The 11,954-nt window shown below is 70.7% G+C and carries 13 protein-coding genes and 1 pseudogene; 6 read left to right on the forward strand and 8 right to left on the reverse strand.

Annotated elements, in window-relative coordinates; all coding sequences use genetic code 11:
* Positions 1 to 24: 24 nt before the first annotated feature.
* From WJ438_RS13230 to WJ438_RS13250, 5 genes are all read right to left on the reverse strand, one after another.
* Complete coding sequence (locus tag WJ438_RS13230; RefSeq protein WP_406725416.1) at positions 25 to 1,725, reverse strand: methylmalonyl-CoA mutase; 1,701 nt, start codon at positions 1,723 to 1,725, stop codon at positions 25 to 27.
* Positions 1,726 to 1,853: 128 nt separating this feature from the next.
* Positions 1,854 to 2,192, reverse strand: a complete 339-nt coding sequence (locus WJ438_RS13235) for a DUF3817 domain-containing protein (protein ID WP_406725417.1) — start codon at positions 2,190 to 2,192, stop codon at positions 1,854 to 1,856.
* A 59-nt stretch (positions 2,193 to 2,251) separates the two neighbouring features.
* Positions 2,252 to 2,761, reverse strand: a complete 510-nt coding sequence (locus WJ438_RS13240) for a MarR family winged helix-turn-helix transcriptional regulator (RefSeq protein ID WP_406725418.1) — start codon at positions 2,759 to 2,761, stop codon at positions 2,252 to 2,254.
* A gap of 104 nt (positions 2,762 to 2,865) precedes the next feature.
* A complete protein-coding gene (locus WJ438_RS13245; RefSeq protein WP_406725419.1) occupies positions 2,866 to 3,168 on the reverse strand; it encodes an MTH1187 family thiamine-binding protein in 303 nt (100 codons plus the stop codon).
* Positions 3,165 to 3,509 carry a DUF3817 domain-containing protein gene (locus WJ438_RS13250; protein WP_406725420.1) on the reverse strand — a complete coding sequence of 115 codons (345 nt, stop codon included), beginning with the start codon at positions 3,507 to 3,509 and terminating at the stop codon, positions 3,165 to 3,167. Before WJ438_RS13250 ends, WJ438_RS13245 begins: the two co-directional genes overlap by 4 nt.
* Positions 3,510 to 3,727: 218 nt before the next feature.
* Between WJ438_RS13250 and WJ438_RS13255 the strand changes: the two genes are divergently transcribed.
* From WJ438_RS13255 to WJ438_RS13270, 4 genes are all read left to right on the forward strand, one after another.
* The gene (locus WJ438_RS13255; RefSeq protein ID WP_406729672.1) at positions 3,728 to 4,360 is read left to right on the forward strand and encodes an AIM24 family protein; all 633 of its coding nucleotides are present in this window, start codon (positions 3,728 to 3,730) and stop codon (positions 4,358 to 4,360) included.
* Position 4,361: 1 nt separating this feature from the next.
* A complete protein-coding gene (locus WJ438_RS13260) occupies positions 4,362 to 5,012 on the forward strand; it encodes an AIM24 family protein (RefSeq protein ID WP_406729673.1) in 651 nt (216 codons plus the stop codon).
* A complete protein-coding gene (locus tag WJ438_RS13265) occupies positions 5,009 to 5,821 on the forward strand; it encodes an AIM24 family protein (protein ID WP_406725421.1) in 813 nt (270 codons plus the stop codon). Before WJ438_RS13260 ends, WJ438_RS13265 begins: the two co-directional genes overlap by 4 nt.
* Before the next feature lie 101 nt (positions 5,822 to 5,922).
* Entirely contained in the window at positions 5,923 to 6,399 is a 477-nt protein-coding gene (locus WJ438_RS13270) for a MarR family winged helix-turn-helix transcriptional regulator (RefSeq protein ID WP_406725422.1), read from the forward strand.
* Between the two features lie 14 nt (positions 6,400 to 6,413).
* Here the strand turns inward: WJ438_RS13270 and WJ438_RS13275 are convergent, their stop codons facing one another.
* Positions 6,414 to 7,913 (reverse strand): sensor histidine kinase, encoded by a 1,500-nt coding sequence (locus WJ438_RS13275; RefSeq protein WP_406725423.1) that lies wholly within the window; start codon positions 7,911 to 7,913, stop codon positions 6,414 to 6,416.
* Positions 7,910 to 8,632, reverse strand: a complete 723-nt coding sequence (locus tag WJ438_RS13280; protein ID WP_406725424.1) for a response regulator transcription factor — start codon at positions 8,630 to 8,632, stop codon at positions 7,910 to 7,912. Before WJ438_RS13280 ends, WJ438_RS13275 begins: the two co-directional genes overlap by 4 nt.
* A 263-nt stretch (positions 8,633 to 8,895) precedes the next feature.
* On the opposite strand from WJ438_RS13280, the pseudogene WJ438_RS13285 reads away from it, so the two are divergent.
* Positions 8,896 to 10,122: pseudogene (locus WJ438_RS13285) on the forward strand (RNA-guided endonuclease InsQ/TnpB family protein); the annotation flags it as partial.
* Positions 10,123 to 10,222: 100 nt separating this feature from the next.
* Positions 10,223 to 10,876 (forward strand): PepSY domain-containing protein, encoded by a 654-nt coding sequence (locus WJ438_RS13290; RefSeq protein WP_406725425.1) that lies wholly within the window; start codon positions 10,223 to 10,225, stop codon positions 10,874 to 10,876.
* A gap of 91 nt (positions 10,877 to 10,967) precedes the next feature.
* On the opposite strand, the gene meaB is transcribed toward WJ438_RS13290, so the two are convergent.
* The gene (gene meaB / locus WJ438_RS13295) at positions 10,968 to 11,924 is read right to left on the reverse strand and encodes a methylmalonyl Co-A mutase-associated GTPase MeaB (protein WP_406725426.1); all 957 of its coding nucleotides are present in this window, start codon (positions 11,922 to 11,924) and stop codon (positions 10,968 to 10,970) included.
* Positions 11,925 to 11,954: the final 30 nt, after the last annotated feature.

Genomic DNA, 11,954 nt, shown 5'->3' on the forward strand with positions numbered 1-11,954 from the left:
GCGGGGTCGGGGCGGGGACGGCGGTCAGAAGCCTGCGGGCTCCGTGTACACCCCCCACTCGTCCCGCAGCGCGTCGCAGATCTCGCCGAGGGTCGCCTCGGCTCGTACGGCGTCCAGCATCGGCTCGATCATGTTGCCGCCGGAGCGGGCCGCGTCGAGCATGGCGGCCAGGGCGGCGCGTACCACCGCGTCGTCGCGGGCGGCCTTGCGCTCGCCCAGCGCCCGCACCTGCTCGCGTTCCACCTCGTGGCTGACCCGGAGGATCTCCAGGTCGCCGGTGACCGAGCCGGTGTGGACGTTGACGCCGACGACCTTCTTGTCGCCCTTCTCCAGCGCCTGCTGGTAGCGGAACGCCGACTCGGCGATCTCGCCGGTGAACCAGCCGTCCTCGATGCCGCGGAGGATGCCCGAGGTGATCGGCCCGATGGGGTGCTGCCCGTCGGGGTGGGCGCGCAGCCCCCGTTCCTTGATCTGCTCGAAGATCTTCTCCGCGTCCGCCTCGATCCGGTCCGTCAGCTGCTCCACGAACCAGGAACCGCCCAGCGGGTTGGCCACGTTGGCGACGCCGGTCTCCTCCATGAGCACCTGCTGGGTGCGCAGGGCGATCTCGGCGGCCTGCTCGCTGGGCAGGGCGAGCGTCTCGTCCAGGGCGTTGGTGTGCAGGGAGTTGGTCCCGCCGAGTACGGCGGCGAGCGCCTCCACGGCCGTCCGTACGACGTTGTTGTACGGCTGCTGCGCGGTCAGCGAGACACCGGCGGTCTGGGTGTGGAAGCGCAGCCACTGCGCCTTCTCGCTCCGCGCGCCGTACACGTCCCGCATCCAGCGGGCCCAGATGCGGCGCGCGGCGCGGAACTTGGCGATCTCCTCGAAGAAGTCGAGGTGCGCGTCGAAGAAGAAGGACAGGCCGGGCGCGAACACGTCCACGTCGAGCCCGCGGCTGAGCCCCAGCTCCACGTACCCGAAGCCGTCCGCCAGCGTGTACGCCAGCTCCTGGGCGGCCGTCGACCCGGCCTCGCGGATGTGGTAGCCGGAGACGGAGAGCGGCTTGTAGGCGGGGATGCCGGCCGCGCAGTGCTCCATCAGGTCGCCGATGAGGCGCAGATGCGGCTCGGGCTGGAAGAGCCACTCCTTCTGGGCGATGTACTCCTTGAAGATGTCCGTCTGCAGCGTGCCGTTGAGCACGGCGGGGTCCACGCCCTGGCGCTCGGCGGCCACGATGTACATGCAGAAGACGGGCACGGCGGGCCCGCTGATCGTCATGGAGGTCGTCACGTCCCCGAGGGGGATGTCGTGGAACAGGACCTCCATGTCGGCGGCCGAGTCGATGGCCACCCCGCAGTGCCCGACCTCGCCCAGGGAGCGCGGGTCGTCGGAGTCGCGGCCCATGAGCGTCGGCATGTCGAAGGCGACGGAGAGCCCACCGCCGCCGTTGCGGAGGATCATCTTGTAGCGCTCGTTGGTCTGCTCGGCGTTCCCGAACCCGGCGAACTGCCGGATCGTCCAGGTGCGTCCCCGGTAGCCGGTCGGGTACAGACCGCGGGTGAAGGGGTACTCACCGGGCCAGCCGATCCGCTCGAACCCCTCGTAGGCGTCCCCGGGCCGTGGCCCGTACACCGGCTCCACGGGATCCCCGGAGAGCGTGGTGAAGTCTGCGTCGCGCTTGCGCGCGGCGTCGTACCGGGCCTGCCAGCGACGGCGGCCTTCCTCGATGGCGTCAGCATCCATGCCTTCGAATTTACTAGGACGTCCTAATAAATGTCGATGGCCGACCGCCGTACGCTGCTCCGTACGGCGGTGAGGCTTGGGGTGTGGGGCGGTGACGCTCCGTGGTACCCCGCGGTGACACCCGGTGGCTACGCCTTGGCGGTCGCAGGCGTGTCGGCGGCGTCCGCCGACTCCAGCTCACGGGAGATCCTGCGCTCGACGAAGAACGCGGCCGTCGGGACGGTTCCGGCCAGGAGCACCCAGATCTGCTTCTTGACCGGCCACTTCAGCTTGGAACCGAGGTCGAAGGCGAAGACCAGGTACAGGACGTACAGCCAGCCGTGGGCGATGCTAACGACCTGCGTGAAGTCGGCCGCTCCGTCCATCTTGAGCGCGTACTTGCCGATCATGCCGATGGTCAGCGCGACGAGCAGGACACCGGTGACATAGGCCATGACCCGGTAGCGGGTCAGCACGCTTCGCTTCATGCCGTCGAGCGTAACGGTCCGTTCCTGCGGATCCCGGGCCGGGTCCGGGGTGCCGTCGGTCACTCCTCTTTGAAGTCCCCCGCCGCGATTCGTAGGGGGCGGAGGATCGCGAAGAGTTCGGCGCACTCCTCGGCGTCGTAGGCACCGAGGCCGAAGTCCATCGCCATCAGGTCGCGGGTGGCCGCCTCGACGACCTCGCGGCCCTTGTCGGTGATGCTCGCGAGGGTGCCGCGGCCGTCGTTGGGGTTGGGGCGCTTGGCGACCAGGCCCGACCGCACCAGCCGGTCCACGGTGTTCGTCACGGACGTGGGGTGCACCATGAGCCGCTCGCCGATCTTGGACATCGGCAGCTCGCCGGACTTCGAGAAGGTCAGCAGCACCAGCGCCTCGTACCGGGCGAAGGTGAGCCCGTACGGCTTGACCACCGCGTCGACCTCGGCCAGCAGGATCTGGTGGGCGCGCATGACCGACGTGATCGCGGCCATGGACGGCACGCTTCCCCAGCGCTGCTTCCAGAGTTCGTCGGCACGGGCGATGGGATCGAACGAGAGACTGAGCGGCTTCGGCACGCAGCAGACACTATCGGCCGGTTACCTGCTGGTCAGCCCCGTCTCGCCCTTCGGTCCGCGCCGGTGCGTCCTCACCTGCGCCGGACGGCGATCGGGCGGTCCCGCTATTCCGCGTCCTGCGCCAGGTGCCGCTCGACGGTGTCGACCTTGGAGGTGAGGCCGTCCTCGACCCCGGGGCGAATGTCCGCCTTGAGGACGAGCGAGACCCGCGGGGCGCGTGCCTCGACCGCGGCCACGGCACGCTTCACGACGTCCATCACCTCGTCCCAGTCGCCCTCGATCGAGGTGAACATGGCGTCGGTGCGGTTCGGCAGCCCCGACTCGCGGACCACCCGCACGGCGTCGGCGACGTACTCCCCCACGTCCTCGCCGACGCCCAGCGGCGTCACGGAGAAGGCGACGATCACGCGCCCACCACTCCCTCGGCACGGGCACGGGAGGCGATGACCGCGTCCTCGGTCTCGGCCTTCAGCCGGCGCTCGGCGAAGAAGCCGCCGGTGGGCAGCACCGACATCAGGAAGTAGAAGGCGGCGGTCTTCAGCGACCACTTGGTGCGGTTCCAGGCATCGGCCCAGAAGAGCACGTACACGACGAAGAGGAATCCGTGGATCGCGCCCAGCGCCGGGACGGCGTTGAACTCCGTGGTCCGCTTCAGGACCGAGGCGACGAGCAGCAGGAGGAACGAGATCGCCTCGGGGCCCGATACCAGGCGGAGGCGGCGGAGGGCACTGGCGGTCTTGAGGTCCACGGATCACCTTCGGTGGGAGAGACGTTTGTGAATGCACGCACAAGCGTGTGTCCATTGTGACAAACCCCGTCCGCGATCGCCGGAGCGGGTCCGGCTTCCGCCTCGCCCACTCGCGCCCTGCGCCCGGGGCAGGTCCTAGGGGGATTCTCAGGGTGCGCGACTCACCCCACAGGAGCTGTCGGCGGGGCGGAGCGGCGGTTAACGTCGCAGACGTGGCGATGTTCCGACTTCAGAGCAGCAAGGTGCTCGCCGTCGACATGACCGGAGATGCCGTGAAGGCGAAGAACGGCTCGATGGTCGCGTACGACGGCGACATGGCGTTCAAGAAGCTCACCGGTGGCGGGGACGGCATCCGGGGGATGGTGACCCGGCGGCTGACCGGTGAGCAGATGACGGTGATGGAGGTGAAGGGGCGCGGGACCTGCTGGTTCGCCGATCGCGCCGCCGAGATCAATCTCGTCGGCCTCCAGGGGGACAGGCTCTTCGTGGAGTCGGGCAACCTGCTGGCGACCGACGGCGGCCTGCGCACGGGGACCAGTTTCACGGGCCTGCGCGGGGCGTCGCAGGGCAACGGGCTGTTCACGACCACCGTCGAGGGGCACGGCCAGGCGGCGATCATGTCGGACGGGCCGGCGGTGGTGCTCCGGGTCGGTCCGCAGTACCCGCTGACTGTCGACCCCGGTGCCTATGTCGCCCACCAGGGGAATCTGCGGCAGTCCCTCCAGGCCGGGGTGACGTTCCGCACGCTGCTCGGGGAGGGCGGCGGCGAGGCGTTCCAGATGCGGTTCGAGGGCGACGGGCTGGTCTACGTGCAGCCCAGCGAACGGAAGACGATCGCGGGGGATGTCTGACATGGGCTTCCGGGAGATCAACTCGAAGGTCGTCGAGGCGACCGTGGTGCCCGGTCAGCGGCTGTTCAGCCAGCGCGGCGCGATGCTCGCGTACCGGGGCGAGGTCGGCTTCACGCCCAACATGGCGGGCGGCCAGGGCGGGCTGCGGTCGATGATCGGCCGGCGGGTGGCGGGCGAGGACACGCCCCTGATGAGCGTCGAGGGCAACGGCACGGTCCTGTTCGGGCACGGCGGCCACCACATCCAGGTGATCAACCTCTCCGGGGACACCCTGTACGTCGAGGCGGACCGCCTGCTGGCGTTCGAGGGCACCCTGGAGCAGGGCACGGTGTTCCTGGGCTCGCAGGGCGGGGTGAGGGGCATGGCCCGGGGTCAGGTCTCCGGGCAGGGCCTGTTCACCACCACGCTCAAGGGGCACGGCTCCGTGGCCGTCATGGCGCACGGGGGCGTGATCGAGGTCCCGATCACCCCGCAGCGCCCGGTGCATGTCGACCCGCAGGCCTACGTCGCCCACCACGGCGACGTCCGCAACAAGCTGTCCACCGCGCTCGGCTGGCGGGACATGGTGGGGCGCGGCTCCGGCGAGGCGTTCCAGTTGGAGCTCAGCGGCAGCGGTGCGGTGTACGTCCAGGCGTCGGAGGAGAAGCTTTGAGCATCTACGGATCCCCGGGCGGCGGTCCCGGGCCCGCCGTCACGGTCTTCGACCCGGCGACGCTGCCGTCCGACGACAACGTCGATCACTACACCTTCTGTGTGGAGCTCCGGGGGAGCCAGTGGTTCCTGCAGAAGGGGAAGATGATCGCCTACTACGGCACGATCGAGTTCAACGGCATCGGGCACGGCCGACTCGACCGACTTGTCCGTACGTCGTTCCATTCGCCACTGCACGCGAGCGACTGGGTCGTGGCGGAGGGCTCGGGCAAGATGCTCCTCGCCGACCGGGCCTTCGATGTGAATTCGTACGACCTCGAGGACGGCAATCTGACCATTCGCTCGGGCAACCTGCTTGCTTTTCAGCCAAGTCTGTCGCTGAAACAGTCGATCGTGCCAGGTTTTCTGACCCTCATCGGAACCGGAAAGTTCGTGGCCGTGTCGAACGGCCCGGTGGTGTTCATGGAGCCCCCGCTCCGGGTGGACCCGCAGGCGCTGGTGGGATGGGCGGACTGCCCCTCCCCGTGCCACCACTACGACCATGGCTACATGACCGGTGTCATGGGCGGTCTACGTGCGATGACGGGCCTCGGCGGGGCTTCCGGCGAGGAGCATCAGTTCGAGTTCGTGGGGGCGGGCACCGTGCTGCTGCAGTCGTCCGAGAGCCTGATGACGGAGCAGGCCACGGGGGGCGTTCCGCAGGAGCCGGGAGTGCCCGGCGGCGGGGTTTCCGGAGCACCCGGGCAGGCCACGGGGGCACCGCGCCTTCCCGGACAGCTGGGAGACCTCCAGCGTCGCTTCGGGCTGTGAGCGGTAGTCTGCGGAGTGTGACGTCGAACGCGTGCACGCTGTCACCGTCACACGGAAACCGTCACTAGTTCACCTTTCAACTTTTTAGGTAGACTTCATCCATGGAGACCGAGACGGCCACACGCTGGCTGACCAATGCGGAGCAGTGCGCCTGGCGCACCCACCTGGAGGTCAACAGGCTGTTGACGTACCAGCTCGAAAAGGATCTGCAGCCCTTCGGCCTGACAATGAACGACTACGAGATCCTGGTGAACCTGTCCGAGTCGGAGGACCGCCGGATGCGGATGAGCGACCTCGCCTCCGCCACCATGCAGTCCAAGAGCCGCCTCTCGCACCAGGTCACCCGGATGGAGAGCGCGGACCTGGTCCGGCGGGAGCACTGCGAGTCCGACCGGCGCGGCCTCTTCGCCGTCCTCACCGACCACGGCATGGAGACCATGCAGAAGGTCTCGCCCCATCACGTGGCGTCGGTGCGCCGGCACTTCATCGACCTGCTCTCCCCCGAGACCCTCGGGGAGCTGGACAAGGCCCTCAGGCCCATCGCGGAGCACCTGCGCGGACAGCGCGGGCGTCTCTGACCCACCGGTCTCCCTCAGGCGAGCGGCAGGCGGAGTTCGAACAGGGCTCCGCCTGCCGGTGCCGCACCGGCCGTGAGCGCCCCGCCGTGCCGTACGGCGACGTCCCTCGCGATGGCGAGGCCCAGGCCGGCTCCGCCGTCGTCGCGGCTGCGGGCGTCGTCCAGCCGCACGAACCGCTCGAAGATCCGCTCCCGGTCGGCCTCGGCCACCCCGTCGCCGTCGTCGGCCACACCGAGCACCGCCCAGTCACCCTCCCGCCGCACGGTCACCGAGACCGTCTCGCGGGCGTGCCGGCGGCCGTTGTCGAGCAGGTTGCCGAGCACCCGGCCCAGTTGCCCCCGCGACCCGGCCACCTCCGCCGTCTCCGCGTCCACCGTGACGCCCGTCCGTCCCGCCGCCTCCTCACGGGCCAGCGCGGCCAGGTCCACCCTGCCGTCGACGGGCCGCTCCCCCGCGTCCAGCCGGGCGAGCAGCAGCAGGTCGGCGGCAAGGTGCTGGAGCCGCACGGTGTCCTCGACGGCGCCGTCCAGGTCCAGGAGTTCGGGGTGGGCCGCGGCCACCTCCAGTTGGGTGCGCAGGGACGCGATCGGGCTGCGCAGCTCGTGGGAGGCGTCGGCGACGAAGCTCCGCTGCCGCTCCACGGACTTCTCCAGGGCGGCGAGGGTCTCGTTGGTGGTGCGGGCGAGCCGCGCGATCTCGTCGTGGGTCGCCGGTTCCGGGACGCGGCGCGTGAGGTCCTCGGACGCGGTGATCGCGGCCATCTCCTCGCGGATCCCGGCGACCGGACGCAGGGCACGCCCGGTGACCACCCAGGTCATACCGGCGACGAGCGCCGCGAGCAGCGGGAAACCGATCAGCATCACGGTCAGCGCGGTCCGCACGGCGCTGTGCTCGGCGGCCAGCGGGGCGCCCGCGTAGACGGTGAGCAGGCCCCGCTCGTGGGTCCGCACGTCGACGGCCGCGAAGCGGTAGTCGGCGGTGTCGCCGAGGATCGTCGCGGCGCCGCTGCTGAAGGTGGTCTGCGGGCTGGTCTCGCCGGGGGCGAGGGACGGGGCGGCGCCGGCATCCGGCGACCGCTCCGCTTCGCCGGAGCCGCCGGAGTCCTCCGTTTCGTCCTCGTCGTCCTCGTCCTCGTCGTCATCGTCGTCCTCGCGGGCCGGGGGCGAGGGTGAGGCGGAGGGCGAGGACGACGGCCGGGGACTCACCTCGTCGGTGACCGTGCCGTTGATCCACCGCAGGCCCTCGGCGGCCTTGACCAGGTTCCCGTCCTCGTCGACGACCTGCACCGGCCCGGCCTCGCCGTCCAGCCCCGACAGCTCTTCGTACGGGGTCCGCGCGGCGAGCTCGGAGGCGACCGACCGCGCCGTGCGCTCCGCCTGGGCGCCCGCCTCGGCGGTCAGGTTGGAGCGCAGCGCCTGCAGGACCGCGGTGCCGGTCACGACCAGCGCGACCACGACCACGAGCGTGGCACCGAGCGTCGCCCGGGAGCGGACCGAGCCGAACAGCCGGCTCACGGCGCCGTCTCCAGCCGGTAACCGGCGCCGCGCACCGTCCGGATCAGCTTGGCGCGCAGCTTGCGGCGCAGGGCACTGATGTAGACCTCGACGATGTTCGGGTCGCCCTCGTAGGCGAAGTCCCAGACCTGCTCCAGGATCTCCGCCTTGGAGATCACCTCACCGGCCCGCAGCACCAGCTGCTCCAGCACGGAGAACTCCTTGGCGGTGAGCGTCACTTCGTCCTCGCCGAGGAAGACCCGGCGAGCCGCGGTGTCCACCTTGAGATCCCCGTGCACATGCACGGGGGAGGCCCCGCCGCCCTGACCTCGGCGGCGCAGCAGCGCCTTCACGCGGGCGACGAGGACGACGTAGGAGAACGGCTTGGTGAGGTAGTCGTCGGCGCCGGTGTCCAGCCCTTCGGCCTCGTCGTACTCACCGTCCTTGGCGGTGAGCATGAGGATCGGCATCTCGTGGCCGGCGGCGCGCAGGGCGGCGCAGACGCGGTAGCCGTTGAGGCCCGGCAGCATGATGTCGAGGAGCACGAGGTCGTAGGTGCCCTCGGTGGCCCGGCGCAGGCCCTCCCGGCCGTCGTGGACGGCGTCCACGACGTATCCCTCGGCCGTCAGGCCTTTGGCGAGGGACAGGGCCAGCCGCTTTTCGTCCTCGACCATCAAGATCCGAGAGGTGTGGCGCGCGGCGCCTCCTGCAGGGTGGTGGTGGGTGACGGGTGGGCGCATGCGCACAAGGGTCGCAGAGCGAACCTGAAGATCACTTCAGCGTGTTCTTGCGAGGAACCCCGGGGCTTCGGCCCCGGGAGGAATCGCACCCTCGTGTCCCGCGGCGCGGAGCATACCGATGTCGCGGTGTCCGTCCGGCCGCGTGGCGGCCGAATCTCGCGGGGCAGGGTGCGGCGGACCCGGTGGTGCCGGGCTGCACCCGATGGGATGGCCGGTGGGGAACGCGTGGTGCGGCGTCGTGCGGGTGCCCACGATCGGTGATCGTGAAGCTGGTGGTGCAGGTCAGGCTGCTGCCGACGCCCGGGCAGGCGGCGGCTCTGGAGGCGACCCTGCGCGCCTGCGACGAGGCCGCCACCTGGGTCAGCGAGGTCGCCTTCGACCGCGGGGAGTGCAAGAACTTCGCCCTGCGCAGGCTCACCCACGGGCAGGTCAGGTCGCGGTGGGACCTGGGCGCCCAGGCGGCCCAGCACACGATCAAGAAGGTCTGTGATGCGTACGCCACCCTGCGGGCGAGCCTGACGGCGGGCCGCCTCGGCCCTCCCGGCTCGGCACGCCACCGCGCCACCCAGAAACCCGTCGCCTTCCGCCCCCTGGGCGCCCAGCCCTTCGACGACCGGATGCTCTCGTGGCAGCTCGCCGGGCGGACGGTGTCGGTGTGGACCACCGGCGGGCGGATGAAAAACGTGGCGTTCACCGCGTCTGCCGAACAGCTGGCCACGCTCGCCCGGTACCGCAGGGGCGAGTCCGATCGCATCTGCCGGGACGGCAGGTGGTTTCTGAACGCCACCTGCGAGGTCCCCGAGGCGCCGCTGAACACGGACCCGGTGGACTTTCTCGGCGTCGACCTGGGCATCGTGAACATCGCCACCACGTCGGACGGCGAGATCATGGCCGGGCGCGGACTCAACCGGATCCGGGCCCGCGAGCGCGGCCTGCGCAGCAAGCTCCAGAAGAAGAACACCCCGTCCGCCCGGCGGCGGCTGAAGAGACGCCGCCGCAAGGAGGCGCGGCGGGCCAGGGACATCAACCACAAGATCGCGAAGCATGTGGTGGCCGAGGCGGAACGCACCGGTCGCGGAATCGCCCTGGAAGACCTCACGGGCATCCGGCAGAGGGTACGGCTTCGCAAGCCCCAACGGGCCACCCTGCACTCCTGGGCGTTCCACCAGCTCGGGCAGTTCATCGCGTACAAGGCCCGCCGCGCGGGGGTGCCGGTGGTGCACGTCGATCCGGCGTCCACCTCCCGTACCTGCGCCGAGTGCGGGCACATCGACAGGGCGAACCGGGCTTCCCAGGCCCGGTTCGCGTGCCGGTCCTGCGGATTCGTTGATCACGCGGACCGGAACGGCTCCCGCAACATCCGCGCCCGGGCGTGGGAGTTGTGGCGACGCGGGGCCCCGTCAACGGCCCCTGCCCCGCTCCCGCGTCCGCGGGGCGGGGCTGGACTCAAACGCAGTGTCACATCCAGTGATGCCCGTTGTGCAAGCCCGGGGCTTTGGTCCCGGGTTGTTGATGTGGTTTCAGGTTCCCCTCAGGTTCGATCGGCGACATTGAAGACGTCGAAAACGAAGCGACTGGGGAGGAACCCGCATGAAGCGCAACATCGTGATCGCCGTCGTCACCGCCGCGGCACTGATCGGGGGAGGCACCGCAACGGCCATCGCGACCTCGGGGGACGACGACACGCCGACGACGACGCACCCGGTGGACACGGTGGGGTCGGACGACGACCGGCGTGACGACGACCGGGACGACCTCGACGACCTCGACGACGACGCTCAGGCGCTCTCCGCGAAGGTGAACGCGGCCGACGCCATCGCCGTCGCCCTGAAGCACCAGCCGGGCACCGCGGTCGCCGTCGAGAGGGACGACGACGGTGCCGATGACGACGACCGGGACCACCGCGGCAAGGCGGCCTGGGAGGTCGACGTCCTCGGCGGCGGCGACACCTGGTACAGCGTGTGGATCGACCCGAACACCGGCGAGGTCCTGGGCTCGGAGACCGACGCCGAGGACGACGCCGACGAGGTGCGGGCAGCGCTGAAGGGCACGTCGGTGACGGCCGAGGAGGCCGCGGAGGCGGCGGCCTCCAAGGGCACGGTGACGTCGGTGGACCTGGACGACGACACCCGGGGCTGGGAGGTCGAGACGATCACCTCCGGCGACGACGACCGGGAATGGCTGGTCGACCTGAACCGCGGCAAGGTCACCGCGGACGAGGACGACGACCGCGACGACCGCTGAACTGGCCGGTGGACAAGGAACGGGGCGGGCGAATTCGCCCGCCCCGCCCCTTTCCGTCCGCTCCTGCCCAGGCCTCGGCCTCGGCCTCGTGTCAGCTCTCTGTCAGCCCCGCCACCAGTTCGTCCGCCGCGTGGTACGGGTCCAGCTCGCCGCCGATGATCCGTTCCGCCAGCGCGTCCAGCCGGCGGTCGCCGTGCAGGTCGCCGATGCGTTGCCGCAGGGCCGTGACGGCGATCGTCTCGACCTCGCGGGCGGCGCGGGCCAGCCGGCGCTCCGCCAGGACCCCGCGCTCCTCCATCCACGCGCGGTGCTTCTCCAGTGCCTCGACGACCTCGTCGACGCCCTCCGCGCGCGAGGCGACCGTCTTGACGATCGGCGGGCGCCAGTCGCCGGGGGCGCGGGCCTCGCCGAGACCCAGCATGTGGTTCAGGTCGCGGGCGGTGGCGTCCGCGCCGTCGCGGTCGGCCTTGTTGACGACGTAGACGTCGCCGATCTCCAGGATTCCGGCCTTGGCCGCCTGGATTCCGTCGCCCATGCCGGGGGCCAGCAGCACCACCGAGGTGTCGGCCTGGGAGGCGATCTCCACCTCCGACTGGCCGACGCCGACCGTCTCCACCAGGACCACGTCGCAGCCCGCCGCGTCCAGGACGCGGATGGCCTGCGGCGCGGACCAGGCGAGGCCGCCCAGGTGGCCGCGGGTCGCCATGGAGCGGATGTAGACGCCGGGGTCGGAGGCGTGCTCCGACATCCGGACCCGGTCACCGAGCAGCGCACCGCCGGAGAAGGGCGAGGACGGGTCGACGGCCAGGACCCCGACCCGCTTGCCCTGTTTGCGGTACGCGGTCACCAGCGCCGAGGTGGACGTCGACTTGCCGACGCCCGGTGATCCCGTCAGCCCGACCACGTACGCGTTGCCGGTCAGCGGCGCCAGGGTCGCCATGACCTCCCGCAACTGCGGGGACGCCCCCTCCACCAAGGAGATCAGCCGGGCCACGGCCCGCGGCCTGCCGTCCCTGGCCTGGGCCACCAGAGTGGAGACGTCCTGCATCACAGCTCCGTTCACGAGAGAAAAACCGGC

The sequence above is a fragment of the Streptomyces sp. GD-15H genome, from assembly GCF_045291515.1.
Classification (GTDB): domain Bacteria; phylum Actinomycetota; class Actinomycetes; order Streptomycetales; family Streptomycetaceae; genus Streptomyces.

Excerpts from the sequence above, each read along its gene's own strand:
- WJ438_RS13230 (WP_406725416.1), bottom strand. The coding sequence starts at position 1,725 with ATGGATGCTGACGCCATCGAGGAAGGCCGCCGTCGCTGGCAGGCCCGG.
- WJ438_RS13235 (WP_406725417.1), bottom strand. The coding sequence starts at position 2,192 with ATGAAGCGAAGCGTGCTGACCCGCTACCGGGTCATGGCCTATGTCACC.
- WJ438_RS13255 (WP_406729672.1), top strand. The coding sequence starts at position 3,728 with ATGTTCCGACTTCAGAGCAGCAAGGTGCTCGCCGTCGACATGACCGGA.
- WJ438_RS13260 (WP_406729673.1), top strand. The coding sequence starts at position 4,362 with ATGGGCTTCCGGGAGATCAACTCGAAGGTCGTCGAGGCGACCGTGGTG.
- WJ438_RS13270 (WP_406725422.1), top strand. The coding sequence starts at position 5,923 with ATGGAGACCGAGACGGCCACACGCTGGCTGACCAATGCGGAGCAGTGC.
- WJ438_RS13280 (WP_406725424.1), bottom strand. The coding sequence starts at position 8,632 with ATGCGCCCACCCGTCACCCACCACCACCCTGCAGGAGGCGCCGCGCGC.
- WJ438_RS13290 (WP_406725425.1), top strand. The coding sequence starts at position 10,223 with ATGAAGCGCAACATCGTGATCGCCGTCGTCACCGCCGCGGCACTGATC.
- meaB (WP_406725426.1), bottom strand. The coding sequence starts at position 11,924 with ATGCAGGACGTCTCCACTCTGGTGGCCCAGGCCAGGGACGGCAGGCCG.